The 15,916-nt window shown below is 40.0% G+C and carries 18 protein-coding genes; 12 read left to right on the top strand and 6 right to left on the bottom strand.

All coding sequences use genetic code 11. The annotated features are described in order from the left end of the window. Positions 1 to 114 precede the first annotated feature (114 nt). On the top strand, positions 115 to 1,239 hold the full coding sequence (locus tag I6F41_RS01835) for a glycosyltransferase family 4 protein (RefSeq protein WP_231613350.1): 1,125 nt from the start codon (positions 115 to 117) through the stop codon (positions 1,237 to 1,239). Positions 1,240 to 1,342: 103 nt separating this feature from the next. Here the strand turns inward: I6F41_RS01835 and I6F41_RS01830 are convergent, their stop codons facing one another. Both I6F41_RS01830 and I6F41_RS01825 read right to left on the bottom strand, forming a co-directional pair. Further along, entirely contained in the window at positions 1,343 to 1,705 is a 363-nt protein-coding gene (locus I6F41_RS01830; RefSeq protein WP_089368711.1) for a DUF1971 domain-containing protein, read from the bottom strand. Between the two features lie 40 nt (positions 1,706 to 1,745). Further along, positions 1,746 to 2,132, bottom strand: a complete 387-nt coding sequence (locus I6F41_RS01825; protein ID WP_011329099.1) for a lipoprotein — start codon at positions 2,130 to 2,132, stop codon at positions 1,746 to 1,748. Positions 2,133 to 2,318: 186 nt separating this feature from the next. Between I6F41_RS01825 and I6F41_RS01820 the strand changes: the two genes are divergently transcribed. Further along, positions 2,319 to 2,792, top strand: a complete 474-nt coding sequence (locus I6F41_RS01820) for a VOC family protein (RefSeq protein WP_182683943.1) — start codon at positions 2,319 to 2,321, stop codon at positions 2,790 to 2,792. Positions 2,793 to 2,824: 32 nt separating this feature from the next. On the opposite strand, the gene I6F41_RS01815 is transcribed toward I6F41_RS01820, so the two are convergent. Next, positions 2,825 to 3,700, bottom strand: coding sequence for an endo alpha-1,4 polygalactosaminidase (locus I6F41_RS01815; RefSeq protein ID WP_182683944.1), 876 nt, complete (start codon positions 3,698 to 3,700; stop codon positions 2,825 to 2,827). Positions 3,701 to 3,810: 110 nt separating this feature from the next. Further along, the gene (locus I6F41_RS01810; protein WP_182683945.1) at positions 3,811 to 4,953 is read right to left on the bottom strand and encodes an alkene reductase; all 1,143 of its coding nucleotides are present in this window, start codon (positions 4,951 to 4,953) and stop codon (positions 3,811 to 3,813) included. A 118-nt stretch (positions 4,954 to 5,071) separates the two neighbouring features. Between I6F41_RS01810 and I6F41_RS01805 the strand changes: the two genes are divergently transcribed. After that, a complete protein-coding gene (locus I6F41_RS01805) occupies positions 5,072 to 5,989 on the top strand; it encodes a LysR family transcriptional regulator (protein WP_197107643.1) in 918 nt (305 codons plus the stop codon). Between the two features lie 84 nt (positions 5,990 to 6,073). Here the strand turns inward: I6F41_RS01805 and I6F41_RS01800 are convergent, their stop codons facing one another. Both I6F41_RS01800 and I6F41_RS01795 read right to left on the bottom strand, forming a co-directional pair. Next, on the bottom strand, positions 6,074 to 7,345 hold the full coding sequence (locus tag I6F41_RS01800) for a mechanosensitive ion channel family protein (RefSeq protein WP_011329094.1): 1,272 nt from the start codon (positions 7,343 to 7,345) through the stop codon (positions 6,074 to 6,076). A gap of 117 nt (positions 7,346 to 7,462) precedes the next feature. Next, positions 7,463 to 9,346: a propionyl-CoA synthetase gene (locus I6F41_RS01795; protein WP_197107641.1), complete on the bottom strand. Its 1,884-nt coding sequence runs from the start codon at positions 9,344 to 9,346 to the stop codon at positions 7,463 to 7,465. Positions 9,347 to 9,709: 363 nt separating this feature from the next. On the opposite strand from I6F41_RS01795, the gene rpsF reads away from it, so the two are divergent. The 9 genes from rpsF (at position 9,710) to alr (ending at position 15,914) form a co-directional block, all read left to right on the top strand. Continuing rightward, positions 9,710 to 10,051 carry a 30S ribosomal protein S6 gene (gene rpsF / locus I6F41_RS01790; protein ID WP_011329092.1) on the top strand — a complete coding sequence of 114 codons (342 nt, stop codon included), beginning with the start codon at positions 9,710 to 9,712 and terminating at the stop codon, positions 10,049 to 10,051. Positions 10,052 to 10,095: 44 nt separating this feature from the next. After that, positions 10,096 to 10,413 carry a primosomal replication protein N gene (gene priB, locus I6F41_RS01785; RefSeq protein ID WP_041454555.1) on the top strand — a complete coding sequence of 106 codons (318 nt, stop codon included), beginning with the start codon at positions 10,096 to 10,098 and terminating at the stop codon, positions 10,411 to 10,413. A 12-nt stretch (positions 10,414 to 10,425) separates the two neighbouring features. Further along, positions 10,426 to 10,653: a 30S ribosomal protein S18 gene (gene rpsR, locus I6F41_RS01780; RefSeq protein WP_002962753.1), complete on the top strand. Its 228-nt coding sequence runs from the start codon at positions 10,426 to 10,428 to the stop codon at positions 10,651 to 10,653. 36 nt (positions 10,654 to 10,689) lie between these two features. After that, complete coding sequence (gene rplI / locus I6F41_RS01775) at positions 10,690 to 11,142, top strand: 50S ribosomal protein L9 (protein WP_011329089.1); 453 nt, start codon at positions 10,690 to 10,692, stop codon at positions 11,140 to 11,142. A gap of 230 nt (positions 11,143 to 11,372) precedes the next feature. Continuing rightward, complete coding sequence (locus I6F41_RS01770; protein WP_197107639.1) at positions 11,373 to 11,921, top strand: RNA polymerase sigma factor; 549 nt, start codon at positions 11,373 to 11,375, stop codon at positions 11,919 to 11,921. Then, positions 11,908 to 12,393 carry a hypothetical protein gene (locus tag I6F41_RS01765; RefSeq protein WP_197107637.1) on the top strand — a complete coding sequence of 162 codons (486 nt, stop codon included), beginning with the start codon at positions 11,908 to 11,910 and terminating at the stop codon, positions 12,391 to 12,393. The genes I6F41_RS01770 and I6F41_RS01765 overlap by 14 nt, the downstream gene beginning before the upstream one ends. A gap of 9 nt (positions 12,394 to 12,402) precedes the next feature. Further along, complete coding sequence (locus tag I6F41_RS01760; protein ID WP_197107635.1) at positions 12,403 to 13,341, top strand: DUF4097 family beta strand repeat-containing protein; 939 nt, start codon at positions 12,403 to 12,405, stop codon at positions 13,339 to 13,341. Between the two features lie 114 nt (positions 13,342 to 13,455). After that, on the top strand, positions 13,456 to 14,835 hold the full coding sequence (dnaB, locus tag I6F41_RS01755) for a replicative DNA helicase (protein WP_041454554.1): 1,380 nt from the start codon (positions 13,456 to 13,458) through the stop codon (positions 14,833 to 14,835). Further along, positions 14,835 to 15,914 carry an alanine racemase gene (gene alr / locus I6F41_RS01750; protein WP_197107633.1) on the top strand — a complete coding sequence of 360 codons (1,080 nt, stop codon included), beginning with the start codon at positions 14,835 to 14,837 and terminating at the stop codon, positions 15,912 to 15,914. The genes dnaB and alr overlap by 1 nt, the downstream gene beginning before the upstream one ends. Positions 15,915 to 15,916: the final 2 nt, after the last annotated feature.

The following is a 15,916-nucleotide window of genomic DNA, read 5'->3' as shown; positions in this document are numbered from 1 at the left end:
TTATAAGGGATGGCAAGCGTTTGTAAATATCTTCAAAGATGTATGGCTAAATGTTATATTACCAAAAGAGTAATCGCTGTAATTGCAGCAAACTAAACAAGTTTGTCAGGATATATGATGCCTAATATTTATATTATTTACCGTGCTATGTTTGATCATAACGGCACTATGCATACCATTGGTGGCATTGAAAACTATATCTTAAGTTTGTGCGATGTTTTTACTCGCCAAGGTTGGCCATGTCATATAGTACAACCGGCTAAAAAAGCGTTTACCTTAACTACTCCCCAGTACACTATTCATAGCGTTACTACCGGTTTATATCGCGGTAACTTAAAAAAAATCGCCCTTGCAAACTGGGTCAGTGAAAATGCAGACAAAAATAACGATATTATTATTTTTGCTACCGACTCTTATTCAGTAAAAATGCCTGATTATAAAACGCTAGCGATTCAGCATGGTATATCTTGGGATAAACCTCGCGCAGCAAAATCAGCCATATCACAATATTGCTCCTCGCTATTAAGTCAGTACAAATATTTATCCTATATAAAATCAGATTGCAGTTTGGTGTGTGTAGATCATAACTTTGTTAACTGGTATCGCACTTGGTTTAATATTGAGCAGCAACATATGAAGGTTATTTATAACTTTTATAGTGAAAAAATTAGCGAAAGTGAATTTGCCAAAAAATGGTCAGATGATAACGCAACACTAAATATTATTATTGCTCGTCGTTTTGTTGATTACCGTGGTATTAAATTAATAGCACCTATTATTAAGCAGCTTTTACCGCAATATAATATTCAAGTAAGCTTTGCCGGAAATGGGCCATTAAAACCATATTTAACAGAACTATTTGCTAATGAAGTAAAAGTGAAATTAATGCAGTACGGACCAAATGAAAGCTTTAGCGTACATAAACGCCAACACATTGCCATTATTCCAACACTAGGTTCAGAAGGTACTTCGTTATCTATGATAGAGGCAATGGCCGCAGGTTGTATGGTTATAAGTAGTAACGTTGGAGGCTTATCTAATCTTATAATTAATGGTTTTAATGGTCGATTAGTGATGCCTAATACTGCCGAGTTTACCCAAGCGCTAACAACTAGCTTGAATGACTATCAGCAAAGTAAAACGTTGGCATATAACGGGTTAACATCAATAGCGAAAGTGTGCTCTAAAGAAAATTGGGCGCAAGATTGGATTGATATGATCAAACATAAACAAGGCTAATATGCAGTGCATTTGGCATTAATTGCACCGTTATTTATGAAAGCACTTAACTAAATGTTAGGTGCTTTTTTGTTTGTACGTAAATTAGTTATTTTAAGTGGTATTAATCTAAAATAGGTTTGCTATGAATACGTGAACTTTTAAACAGGGCTTTATTGCCTGTATCGGCTTCGGCCCAAAAGTTGATATTAAATTGCGCGTCGTCGCTTAGCTCTACTTTATGCCAGTATTGTGGCGGGCTGGTAGCAAATTGCCCCGCGTTAATTACAATAGTTTGCTCAGGCTCTGTGGCGGCTTCATTTGCAAATCCGTAAAAGGTAACAGTGCCTTGCATAACGCAAATTTGGCCAAACACACCCTCGGCTGTGTTGTGGTGAGTAAGTAACGCTTTTGGAATGTTATCTTTAGTAAAAAAGTGAGTGGAGCGTTTTATTTTCCAGTGACTTGGTATAGTTAAGTGACTCATAACAATTCCTTTTTTGTATTAGTGAAACAAATATAAAAGTTTAAATCATTTCAGCATCAATATGGCGCATTAAATTAGTTACCCAATTAATATACTGACGGTGTATTTTACTACCGTTGTAATTAAGGTTAGTCGAATCTTGGTAATTGATAGAATAGGCTGTTTTGTCATAATTAATATTAACGATTAATTGATGAGTACGAATATTAAGAATTCCCTTTATTTTACCTTCACTAACAGGAGCACACTGCCAACCTAGTTGAATGCAGGCTTTTAAAATACCTGTTTCAACATCTGCTGTGTTATTAATTATTTTAGATGTTTGTGGAATAAGGTTTTGTTCAAAGTTTTTAATTGGCACTGAAGTTGAACAACCCGCGAGTGCGAATAACGCAGTGGCTATAAAAAGTGTTGTTTGTTTTTTCATGTTAGTCCTTTTGTTTAAATATGCAGCGTATCAGTAAATATTATTAAGTGGTAGATACTAGCAAAATTTACTAATAATTTTGCAAATAAGTGCCACTAATATTGATAAATAAATACGTGTTTATTTTATATTGTTTGCCACTTTAGACTAACCTTTGTAAGGAGAGCATATAACGAGGAGCACAACATGGCGGTATCAGCTATTCCAAAAGGGTATCATTCAATAACCCCTTATTTAATTATAAACGGTGCGCAACAAGCAATTGATTTTTATTGTGCCGCTTTTGATGCGCAGCTAGTTATGCAAATGCCTATGCCTGAAGGCGGCATTGCTCATGCAGAAATTAAAATTGGTAATTCACATATTATGATCTCAGATATGTGCCCAGATGTTTATTTTAAAAGCCCTACAGAGCTAGGCGGTACACCCGTAAGCATAATGTTGTATGTTGATGATGTAGATACGGTATTTGAAAAAACCATTGCGTTAGGAGCGAAAGAAATACGCCCCGTTCATGATCAGTTTTATGGTGATAGAGCAGGTACGCTGCAAGATCCTTTTGGCCACGTATGGACCATTGGCACTCATAAAGAAGACATTAATGAGCAAGAGCTCAGAAAAAGAATGGTAGATCTTATGAGTAAAGATCAAGATGCTTAGCTTTATAAAATAAAGGTAAGTAAACAAGGCTTTTACAAGCAGCTAATCCTAAATTCGTCATCTAGGTTTATTGGCAAAACCAGTGTATTAAATTGCCTATTAATAGCATCATCACACATATTGTTCAGTTCAGCGCTACCATTACTATACTTACTATTATATTCAACATGAAAAACAGCTTTATTGCTATTTATAAAAGGGGTGAGTAATTCGCACTCTTGATACTCGTAGCATTGCTCGTTTACTGCAAAATCAAAATAACTATGCAGCTCATTTACCTGATGAAGATTGTTTTTTAAGCCAACCGCCAAGCCACGAGTATGCGCCTGATTTGCTATAAAGCGAGTAAATACAAGCTGATCGTTTGCAGTTAAATTAAAGCCCGAATTATTCATATAGCCGTCAACGTTATCGGGCTCTACGCCATCACATCCTTTTTGTACTGCTAAATCTAGACGACTAGCCATTATTGCTTGCACATTAGGTGAGCGAATATCTAACCAACGCTCTCCTTGCCAATTAGCTAAAGAGTTACCTAATTCGTTGATTAAAAATTGGCTTTTATCACTTCGCCACGATTCATAAGAACCCGCTGAAAAATAGCAAATAACCCGCTTACCTTGAGCTTGTAATGTTTGTATTAACTGTACTGGGGAATCGAATAGGTCTATGTCGTAAATATTAACATTGTAGTTAGTATTTATTGTGCCAGTTAGCTGCCATTGCCAGGTGCTCCCCAATGCGGGTTTATACCAGTTACCGGTAGTAATAGGGGCAATTGCAGGCTCGACTTGGCTAGAGGAAGTTGCTGGTGTATTGTCATTTTCACCGCAGCTACTAATACTGATTAGCAGTAAAAATATAACACAGTGGCCTGCGGTTTGTTTATTAAATAAAGACAAAAACATAACATACTCAAACGGTATTAGTAGTTATAAATTTAGCTGAAAACTATTGATATTGCATTAAGGATGTCGATTTTTATATTGAGTATTAGGCCTTCCATGGCCTGCTTAAATTAAATGTTTTTATAGTATGGATAATCACTATAACCAACCTCTGTGCCGCCATACATAGTGGCTGCATCAGCTTCATTTAAAGGCCATTGTTGTTTAATACGCTCAGGTAAATCGGGGTTCGCAATAAAAGGCCGACCAAAAGCAAACAAGTCACCGTAGCCATTATTTAAAATACGCAGTGCTTTATCTACCGTGTATTTTCCTGCATATATAATTCGACCAGAGAACTGCGCTCTAGCTGCTTTATAAAACTGCTCAGGTAAATCAGGTGCGTTATTCCAATCGGCTTCAGCAATCGATAAGTAAGCAATACCTGCTTGTTCAAGTACCTTAATCGCTTCTATGTAGGTATTTTGTGGATCAGACTCGACCAAACCCAAATAAACGCGGGTTTCATCTGTGCTGCTAAAAAGTGGTGCAAAGCGAACGCCTAAGCGATCAGCGCCTACAACCGCGCTCACAGCAGCAACAATTTCTTTTAAAAAACGCAGACGATTAGTAAGTGATCCGCCGTATTGATCGTCACGCACATTAGTGTGCTCTGAAATAAATTGATTAACTAAATAACCGTTAGCACAATGTAGTTCAACGCCGTCAAAGCCGGCTTCTAATGCATTTTTTGCTGCTTGCGCATACATATTAACTAACTCGCTCACTTCATCAGTACTTAAAGCGCGCGGTGTACTTGGTTCACTTAAAGCACCTTGGCCTGGGCCGGTTTCAATAAACACCTTAACGTTGTCAGCTGTAATTGCCGAAGGAGCTATTGGCTTGGCTTCATTAGGTTGCAAACTGGTGTGCGATACACGGCCAACATGCCACAGTTGAGCAAATATAATGCCCCCTTTAGCATGCACAGCTTGAGTTACTTTTTTCCAACCTTCAATTTGCGCCGCAGAATGTATACCTGGAGTCCATGCATAGCCTTGACCTCTTGGCTCTATTTGCGTGCCTTCGGTAACCATAAAACCAGCGCTGGCACGCTGCGCATAATAGGTTGCCATTAAGTCGTTAGGAATATTATCTGGTTGGGTGCTACGAGAACGTGTAAGTGGTGGCATTACTATACGGTTTTTAAGTGTATAAGGGCCAAGTTCTACAGATGAAAATAACGAGCTGGTATCAGAAATAGATTGATTCATTAAAACTCTCTCTTAAAGCAAACTTAGTGGCTTATTACCTCGTAATTAACAAAGTAAAGTATGTTGATGCTTAGCTGTTTAAGCAATGTTGGTAAGCGTAGAGCTTTAAGGGTACAATTTGAAACAAAACTTTATTGTTTTAGATACAATTATGAATGGTATTAACCGACTCGATATTAAACAGCTTAGGGTACTAAATGCCTTGCTTGATTTAAAAAGCTTGTCGCAGGTTGCACGTAAAATGGGCTTAACCCAGCAAGCAATTAGCGAGCAACTGCGTAAACTACGTGACTTATTTGACGATCGTTTGTTTATTCGCCAAGGAAATAGCATGGTGCCAACGCCTAAAGCGTTATCTATGCAGCAACCTATTAGCCATATTTTAAAGCAACTTGAAATGCTGTTAGAGCCCGATGTATTTACACCGCAAACATACAAAGGTGTATTTACTATTAGCGCGACAGACTACGCAACTCAAGCCTTGTTACCGCAGCTTTTTAATATAACTAGGCGAGAAGCCCCCGGATTAAAACTAATAGTGCGCGACTTTGCCTCAGATAATGTTAACCAGCTAATTACGGCGGGCGAGCTTGATTTACTGATTAGTTTTCCTGAATTTATTCCAGATAACTTAGCTTATGTTACTTTGCTTGAAGAGCAGCATTTATGCGTTACAGGTTGTGGCAACAAGCTAACAAATGAGCCGTTAACACTGGCACAAATTGCAGCTTATCCGCAGCTAGTGGTATCACCTTCGCGTGCCAATTTACGTGGTTCTCACGATCAGTGGTTTGCAGCAAAGGGCCTTAAACGCAATATTGTTATGTCGGTACCTAGCTTTTCGGCAGTACCAAACATTCTTCATACAACCGATATGATCGCGTTTTACCCAGCGCGATTACTACCAAACAATAAAGTACAAGAGCTAACCGTGGAAGCATTGCCGCCGCCTTTTAAAGTAATAGCTGCATGGCATCCACGTACCAGTGAAAGCCCAATTCATCGCTGGATACTGGAGCAATTAAAAGTAATTTGAAGTGTGAATAAATTTTAGCGAGCAACACTCGTTTTATAGTGTTACTCGCTAATATAGGAGCTAACGATAAAGTAAGCCGTAATTTTAGAGCTTACCTATCGACAAAGATCGCACATCGTTACCTGTTGGCGACTCATGTGCTTTAAGGTAAAACACCGGTAAAATAGCCAGTATATGGTCAAAAATATCAGCTTGAATACCTTCGTACTCTGCCCACACTGTGGTGTTGGTAAAGGTGTAAATCTCGATAGGTAAGCCTTTATTAGTTGGCTCTAATTGCCTTACCATTAGGGTCATATTTTGATGGATTTTAGGGTGTTGTTTTAACAGTTCTATTAAATAATGCCTAAAGGTACCGACGTTAGTTAAGCGGCGGCCATTAAGTAGGCAACTCATATCTTTGCTAGCGTTTTCGGCGCTAATAGATGATATTGTGGTATCTATATATTTGGTTAGTAAATTTGCTTTTCTAAGCTCAGTGAGCTCTTGTTCATTTAAAAAGCGCACACTGTTCATTTCTAAATGAATACTACGTTTTATTCTACGACCGCCCGATTCCGACATGCCGCGCCAGTTTTTGAATGAATCAGAAATAAGCGCATACGTAGGTATTGTAGTGATGGTTTTATCCCAGTTTCTTACCTTTACCGTGGTAAGTGCAATGTCAATTACATCGCCATCAGCGCCATACTTGGGCATTTCTAGCCAATCACCTACCGCTAACATATTATTAGCAGAGAGCTGAATACCTGCCACTAAACCTAAAATAGCATCCTTAAACACCAACAGCATAACGGCTGATAACGCACCTAAACCACTTAATAAAATTAATGGTGATTTATTCATTAATAACGACACAGCTAAAATACCGGTTAATACACTGGCAATTAACTTAATGGTTTGTAATAACCCTCGTATCGGGAAGTGGGCTCTGACTGCGCGCCTATCAGAAATAACCTGAAAAATATCGAGCAACGAAAACAGTGATAGTAAAGAGAAGAGAATGATCCATTGGTCGGTAACCATTTCAATAATATGTAAAAAGCTACTCCCTTCGGGGATCCAAAGCCTAGCTTGAATAACGACAACCGCACCTTGAATTACAAAAGAGATATGTTTTGCAAGTTTAAATGCTAAATCGGCGGGAGTTTTTGCATCAGGCTGAACAATTCTTTCGCTAAAGCGACCTTTAAGAAAGTGCTTAGCTGAGTTTCTGATAATTAAATGTAAAATTATGGCAAAAATGGCGAGCCAGCAAAGTACTAAAATGTCGTACCATAAAAGAGGGTTGGCGGGTAAATATTGGCCAAACCACCCCAGTAAATACTCACGTAGTTCAGCTCTTATATCTGTCATTTAATCTCCGTTTACATCATAAAGTTATTTATTTATTCCAAGGTTATTTAAGCAGAAGGCGTAGTTAAAGTCTATCTTCACTCGGTGCCGATAGACTTTAACTATAAACAGTTCGTTTTATTTTTCAGCAAGTTGTTCACTTAACTCGGCAAAAATACTGGGGTCGTCAATAGTCGATGGAATTTGCAGTTCTTCGCCATCAATAAGCTGGCGTAAGTTTTTGCGTAAAATTTTCCCTGAGCGTGTTTTAGGTAAGCGCTCAACACACATAATATTTTTTAAACACGCGATAGCACCAATTTGGTTACGTACAGATTGCACAAGCTGTTGTTGTACTTCTTGGTGAGAGCCGGTAAAACCGTCTTTCAGTACTATCATCGCCATTGGGTTTTGCCCTTTAAGCGCATCGTTTACACCAAATACAGCACATTCTGCAACCGCAGGGTGGGCGGCAACAATTTCTTCCATTTCGCCGGTAGATAGCCTGTGGCCAGCAACGTTAATTACATCATCGGTACGACCCATAATAAATAAGTAGCCGTCTTCGTCTATGTAGCCACCGTCTCCCGACAGGTAATAGCCTTCATATTCGCTCAGGTAACCTTGTTTATAGCGCTCGGTATTTTGCCAAATTGTTGACAAGCAACCCGGCGGTAAGGGCAGTTTTATTACTACTGCGCCACTTTCGTTAGGGGCACATTCTTCGCCTTCCATATTTAAAATACGTACGTCAAAGCCCGGTGTAGGAACGGTTGAACTACCTGCTTTGGTTTCTAAGTGTTCAATGCCAATAGGGTTGCAAGCAATAGCCCAGCCGGTTTCTGTTTGCCACCAATGATCGAGCACAGGTAGGCCGGTTTTTTCTTTTAACCAACCGTAAGTAGCGGCATCAAGGCGCTCACCGGCTAAAAATAACCGTTTTAAGCTAGATGTATCATATTTTTTAAAACCCTCAGCTTCAGGGTCTTCTTTTTTAATTGCTCTAAATGCAGTAGGCGCGCTAAACAAGGCTGTTACCTTATGCTCCTCTACTACTCGCCAAAATGCACTGGCATCTGGGGTGCGCACTGGTTTGCCTTCGTAAAGTACAGTTGCACAACGATACATTAACGGCGCATATACTATGTATGAGTGACCCACCACCCAGCCAATATCAGACGCAGCCCAAAAAACTTCGCCAGGCTCCATACCATATACGTTTTTCATGCTGTAATTAAGGGCAACAGCATGGCCGCCATTTTCACGTACTACACCTTTAGGTAATCCTGTGGTGCCTGAGGTATATAAAATATATAGCGGATCACTACCACTTACAGGTACAGGGTCAACAGCTTGTGCTGTTTGCATAGCCTTTGCCCAATCAATATCTTGGTCACTATTGAGTGTTGCAGTTGCTTGTTCGCGTTGATAAATTACGCAGTGATCAACTTTATGTGTGGCGCGCTTAATGGCATCATCTAATAAGGGTTTGTATTCAATAATATTACTTACTTCTACACCACAAGAAGCACTTAATACTAATTTAGGTTTAGCATCATCAATACGCACCGCTAACTCATGAGCTGCAAAGCCACCAAAAACCACAGAGTGCACTGCACCTAAACGAGCACAAGCTAGCATGCCAATCACTGCTTGTGGGATCATGGGCATGTAAATAACCACACGGTCGCCTTTTTGCACACCTAGCGATTGCATTACACCGGCAAACTTAGCCACTTCTTGTTGTAGCTGTGAATAATTATAAGTTTGTTTAGTATTGGTAACAGGAGAGTCGTAAATAAGCGCAGTTTGCTCGCCAAAGCCGGCTTCAACATGTTGGTCAAGTGCTAAGTAGCTAGTATTAAGCTGGCCATCATCAAACCAATGGTATAAGTCATCGCTGTCTTGTGTATAGGCATTTTGGGGTGTTTTATACCAAGGAATACACTTACTTTGTGCTAACCAAAATTCAGCTGGGTTTTGTTTGAAGGCGTTATAGTGCTGTTTATATTGACCTGACATAAATGATCCTAAAACTAAAAAAGAGTGTGAGAGACATTAAAAACTAAGCGTTTTTGCTTAATTATTATATTAGACCTTGGTCGGCTAAAAGCTGAGCAAGGTGGTTGTTTTTTAGTTTGTTTTGCAGGGCCTAATTACGACTTAATACATAGCAAGCTAATTGAAATTGTTATGTTTTTATAAAAATCGTCAATTAAACTCTATTTGTACGGCTTTTTCTTTATTTTCGATAGAAAACTGGCTTGCTTAATTATCAAACTAAGCGTAAAATGCGCGCTCATTTCGGCTTTTAAACTATTAATTCCTTGCCTTAAACCGACCGGCCGAAACGGTAGAAGGCTCTATTAACCGTAAGGAATATCCATGCGTCATTACGAAATCGTATTCATGGTTCACCCTGATCAGAGTGAGCAAGTAACTGGTATGATCGAACGCTATACTGGTTCTATCACTGAAGCTGGTGGTGTTATCCACCGTCTTGAAGACTGGGGCCGTCGTCAACTGGCTTACCCAATCAACAAGCTTCATAAAGCTCATTATGTTCTTATGAACGTTGAAGCACCAACTGAAGTAATCAGCGAGCTAGAAACTACTTTCCGCTACAACGATGCAGTGCTTCGTAACTTAGTTATGCGTACTAAAAACGCGGTAACTGAAGCGTCTCCTCTTGTAAGAGAAGAGAAGAAAGAAGCACCAGCTGCTTAATTGTTTTGAGTCCTAGCATGGCGTTTAACTGGTGATGAATATAAATGGTTAGCCCTTTTATGAATCAACTGGTTTTATCTGGGGTAGTTTGTAAAACTCCCAAGTTAAGCCAAAGTCCTGCTGGTATACCGCATTGTATTTTTGTTATTGAACATAAGTCAATGCAAACAGAAGCAGATCTTAACCGTAATAGTTACGTTCGGCTTCAAGTGGTTGCCAGTGGAAAGCAAATGCAACAACAGACTCAACATTTGCACGTTGGGCAGGCATTGCAAGTGAGTGGTTTTTTAAATCGCCACGAAGGTCGTAACGGCCTTAGCCAATTGGTTTTGCATGCTCAGCATATCGAAAGAATTATTTGAGGAATTAATCTCATGGCACGTTATTTCAGACGTCGTAAGTTTTGCCGCTTTAAAGCGGAAGGCGTACAACAAATCGATTACAAAGATCTAGCTACTCTTAGAAACTATGTTACAGAAAGTGGCAAAATCGTACCTAGCCGTATCACAGGTACTAGCGCTAAATACCAGCGCCAGCTAGCAACTGCTATTAAGCGTGCTCGCTACTTAGCCCTTCTTCCATACACTGACTTACATAAGTAAGCAGCGGATTAACACGTTTTTAAAAGGTGTAGAAACATGCAAGTTATTCTACTAGATAAGATCGCTAACCTAGGTGGCCTAGGTGACCAGGTTGTTGTTAAATCTGGCTTCGCACGTAACTTCCTTTTCCCGCAAGGTAAGGCAGTTCCTGCAACTAAAGCAAACATTGAAACATTTGATGCTCGTCGCGCAGAACTTGAAGCGAAAATCGCTGATCAGTTAGTTGCTGCACAAGCACGCGCTGACAAACTTGAAGCATTAGCAGAAGTTACATTAGTATCTAAAGCTGGTGACGAAGGTAAATTATTTGGTTCAATCGGTACTCGTGACATCGCTGACGCTATCTCAGCTGTTGGTGTTGAAGTTGCTAAGTCTGAAGTTCGTCTACCTCTAGGTACTATCCGTGAGACTGGCGAATTTGACGTATCAATCGCAGTACATTCAGAAGTAACGGCTACTATTAAAGTAATCGTTATTGCTGAAGCTTAATTTTTAATTAAGCAAAAAAAAGCCGTGCTATTTAGCGCGGCTTTTTTGTGCCTAAAATTTAGCTAGCTGTAGATCTAAAAACACGCTTAATAAAACCTCTTCTAAATCATCTTTCCTTTTTGCAATTATTTTTTCATTTCATTTAAACCTTTTCAAACTGTCATTACGTCTAACTTATCAATACACTTAAATGCTAACCCAGTAATTATAATTTAAAGGCGACATTACGGATGTTACACGTTAAACCCGAACAGTCGCAATTGTGCGAAGCAGCACTCATTAAGCGTGTTAAGTCGGGGGATCAAGCTGCATACACACTACTTTATGAACTACACATAAAACGAGTATACGGGTTATGTTTACGTCTATTAGCTGATCAGTCGTATGCAGAGGATGCGGCCCAAGAAGTGTTTGTACAGGTGTGGCACAAAGTAGCGCAGTTTGATGGGCGCTCGCAGTTCTCTACTTGGCTTTACAGCGTAGCGAGTAATGTTGCGATTAATTATTTACGCAAACAAAAAAATTGGCTGCAAAAAGTGGTGAGTATTGAGCACAGCGGTATGGATGAGCAATCAGTTAACGACTGTAAAGGTTTAAATGGCCTAGATAAATTAATAGTAAGGCTTCCAGAGCGAGCACGTATGGTATTTGTGCTGTTTGCCATTGAAGGCTACAGACACGAAGAAATAGCCGAGCAACTAGGTATGGCTGTTGGCTCAAGTAAGTCGCAATATCATCGTGCTAGGCTGTTATTACAAGAGTGGTATGAAAATGAGTAAAGAAAATTTTGATGACTACTTAAACGAGTCACTCAATACACTTGATAAAGACATAACGCCACGCAAAAATTTATGGCCAGGGATTGAGCGAGCGATTATTAATGCTGAACGCTCTACACAAAAACACACTACTATTTGGCCAAAGTTAACGGCAGTAGCTGCATGCAGTGTTGCGGTTTTAATTGCAGTAAACATCGTTTTTATAACGCCTGAGCTAAAGCCTGCCGTGGCGATAAGTGATTACTTTTTAGCGCAAAAAAACAGTTTGTTAGTTGCGTATAAAAATCAAGACGCACTTACCAGCAATTGGCAAGTGCAATTGCAAGAACTCGAAGAAGCAGAGTTAGCCATAAAGCAGGTTCTTGAAAACGAACCACAAAACCAAGCGCTATTAACTATGTTAGCGCAAATATATCAACAACAACTTGATTTGATTAATAAGGTGCACGCACCTCGTTGGCAGCATATTTAGGAGCATAACATGAAAGCGATTTTACTAGGGTTGAGCTTATTTCCACTGGCGGTATTAGCGGGTGAAAAAATAGATAAGCAAATAGAGGTAGCCAATGGCGGCACTATTTATATTGAAAACCAACGTGGTGATATAAACATAACGGGCTGGGATAAAAGCGAATTTAAAGTGTCGGGCGAACTTGATGACAAAGCCGATGGCTATGAGCTTAAAACCAGTGGTGATAAAACCCAGTTTATTGTAAACATGCCACGTAATACGGATTGGGGTAACAGTGGTGATGGTTCAAAGTTAACTATATTTATGCCCAGAAGTAGTGCGCTTGAGTTTGCTGGTGTGAATGTATCTGTCAGTGCAAAAGAGCTACAAAACAGTGCAGAAATAGATGTGGTTAATGGTGAGATAAGCGCAAGTAATTTAGCGGGTAATATTAAACTTACCAGTGTTAATGGCGATGTAAAGGCGCAGAACTTAAGTGGTAATATTGCATTTGAAACCGTAAATGGCGAAATTAACGATAAAAACTCAAGCGGGAAGTTGCGCTTTAGCGCCGTAAATGGCGATGTTAAATCAAACTCAACGGCAAGCGATGTTCGCCTTGAAAACGTAAATGGTGATATAGACTTTACTTTGTCGAGCATTAAAAACTTACGAATTAATACCGTTAATGGTGAGGCCGAAGTGCATATTAAAGAGCTGTTAAAGGGCGCAGATGTTCGTTTTGAATCGGTAAGTGGCGATGGTGAATTTTACTTTGCGGCAGATGTATCGGCTAAGTTTGAAATTGAAGCGCATGCGAATGGCAAAATAATTAATAAAGTGACTAGCGATAAAGTCAGTAAAGCTAAATATGGCCCAGCCAGTAGTTTAAAATTTAGTATTAATGGCGGTAATGCTAACGTTGAAATGAATACAATTAGCGGGCGACTCGAACTTCATACTAAATAACATTCGCTACTGGCTATGATTACAAAAAGCAGGAAAAGATTTCCTGCTTTTCTATTTGCACAGCCCCTGCAAGTAGATAGAATAGGCACCATTGTATTTTAGTACTGTGAAGTCATGGCCAAACGAGATAAGCAAGTCGATACCCTTAAAGTTCCTCCCCATTCAATAGAAGCAGAACAATCTGTTTTAGGTGGCTTAATGCTTGATAACCAAGCATTTGACCGCGTAGCAGAGCTTGTTGTATCACAGGATTTTTATACCCGCACGCATAAGCTTATTTTTGAAGCGATGACAACGCTTGCTGAAATTGGCGATCCGATCGATTTAATTACTATTTCAGAGAGCCTAGAAAAAAATAATAAATTAGCAGGAATTGGTGGTTTTGCTTATTTAGCTGAAATAGCCAAAAACACCCCAAGTGCTGCTAATATTGACGCTTACGCAAGTATTGTGCGCGAACGTGCTGTGGTACGTGAAATGATTGGTGTAGCAAATGAAATTGCCGAAGCAGGTTTTAATACCGAAGGGCGCACCAGCCACGATTTGCTCGACTTTGCTGAGAGTAAAGTATTTAAAATTGCTGAGCAACGTACAAAAAACAATGAAGGCCCGCAAAGCATTCATAGCATACTTGAAAAAACAGTTGATAAAATAGAAGAGCTTTATCAATCACCGCAAGACGGTGTAACAGGTGTGAGTACCGGCTATGCCGACCTTGATAAAATGACCACAGGTTTGCAACCATCTGACTTAATTATAGTTGCGGCACGTCCATCTATGGGTAAAACCACTTTTGCGATGAACCTTGCAGAACATGCTGCAATGACCCAAGACAAGCCGGTATTAATTTACTCACTAGAGATGCCCTCAGAACAAATTATGATGAGGATGTTGGCGTCTCTTGGGCGTATTAACCAAACTAAAGTGCGTACTGGTCAGTTAGATGATGACGATTGGGCACGACTTTCATCAACCATGGGTTTGTTGATGGAAAAAGGCAAAATGTACGTTGATGATGCCTCGGGCTTAACACCTACAGATGTACGCTCTCGTGCACGACGTATTGCCCGCGATCATGGTGGTATTAGTATGATTATGGTCGATTACTTGCAATTAATGCGAGTACCTAGCCTTGCTGATAACCGAACGCTTGAAATTGCCGAAATTTCACGTTCACTTAAAGCATTAGCAAAAGAGCTAAAATGTCCGGTTGTTGCGCTTTCGCAGCTTAACCGTACGCTTGAGCAACGTGCCGATAAACGTCCAATTAACTCAGATTTACGTGAGTCGGGCTCTATTGAGCAAGATGCCGATTTAATCATGTTTATTTATCGTGATGAAGTGTACAACGAAGACAGTACCGATAAAGGTATTGCCGAAATAATCATAGGTAAGCAACGTAACGGTCCTATTGGTAAAGTACGTTTAACCTTCCAAGGTCAATTTTCTCGCTTTGATAATTATGCGGGGCCAGCAGTAGATGACGATTATTAATGCGCCTAGCTATAGCCGAAATTAACTTAACAGCACTTGCGCATAATCTTGCGCAAGTTAAGAGCTTTGCGCCTAATAGCAAAGTAATGGCAGTGCTAAAAGCCAATGCCTACGGGCATGGCTTAGTAACCATAGCGCAGCACTTAAACGATGCCGATGCATTTGCTGTGGCACGTATAGATGAAGCGCTGGCACTGCGTGCTGGCGGTTTAACTAAGCCAATTGTATTGTTAGAAGGCTTTTTTGATGAAGCCGATTTACCCATTTTATTAGCTAATAATTTTCAAACCATTATTCATGACGAAAACCAATTAGCAGCACTGGAAAATGCGCAGCTTGAGGCTCCTATAAGCTGCTGGTTAAAAATAAATACCGGCATGCACCGATTAGGTATTGCACCAGAGCAATTTGATGAGTTTTATAACCGCTTACAAAAAACAGCCAATGCGAATAATACGGTTAATTTAATGACCCATTTTTCGTGCGCGGATGATGTTGATAGCAGTAAAACAATGCAACAAATAGCATTATTTAATCGCTTGGCAGAAAACGTTGAGCAGGCACATTGTTTATCAAATTCTGCCGGTATTTTAGCTTGGCCAAGTGGCCACGGTGATTGGGTACGCCCAGGGTTAATGCTTTATGGTGTATCGCCTATGGCAAATACCACAGGTAAAACGTATCAATTAGAGCCGGTTATGCGCTTAACCACAAAAGTAATTGCAGTGCGTAATGTAGCTGCCCATGAAGCGGTGGGTTACAGCGGGCGTTGGCAAAGTGATAAGCCGACCCAGTTAGCGGTTGTTGCTATGGGTTATGGTGATGGTTATCCGCGCCATGCGAGGGCGGGCACTCCGGTAATAATAAATAAGCAGCGTTATGGTATTGTAGGTAGCGTAGCTATGGATATGATCACCTTAGATATAGGCAATAATACACATAATATTAAAGTAGGTGACGAGGTAACTATGTGGGGGCCTGAGCTACCAGTAGAAGAAATAGCCCAGTGCGCCGATACTATACCTTACGAGTTATTGTGTAATATTACACCAAGGGTAAGCTATCAGTATCAGCGTTAAAC

It is taken from the genome of Pseudoalteromonas sp. SCQQ13, from assembly GCF_015864415.1.
Taxonomy (GTDB): domain Bacteria; phylum Pseudomonadota; class Gammaproteobacteria; order Enterobacterales; family Alteromonadaceae; genus Pseudoalteromonas; species Pseudoalteromonas nigrifaciens.
This window is presented reverse-complemented; position numbering and strand designations above follow the sequence as displayed.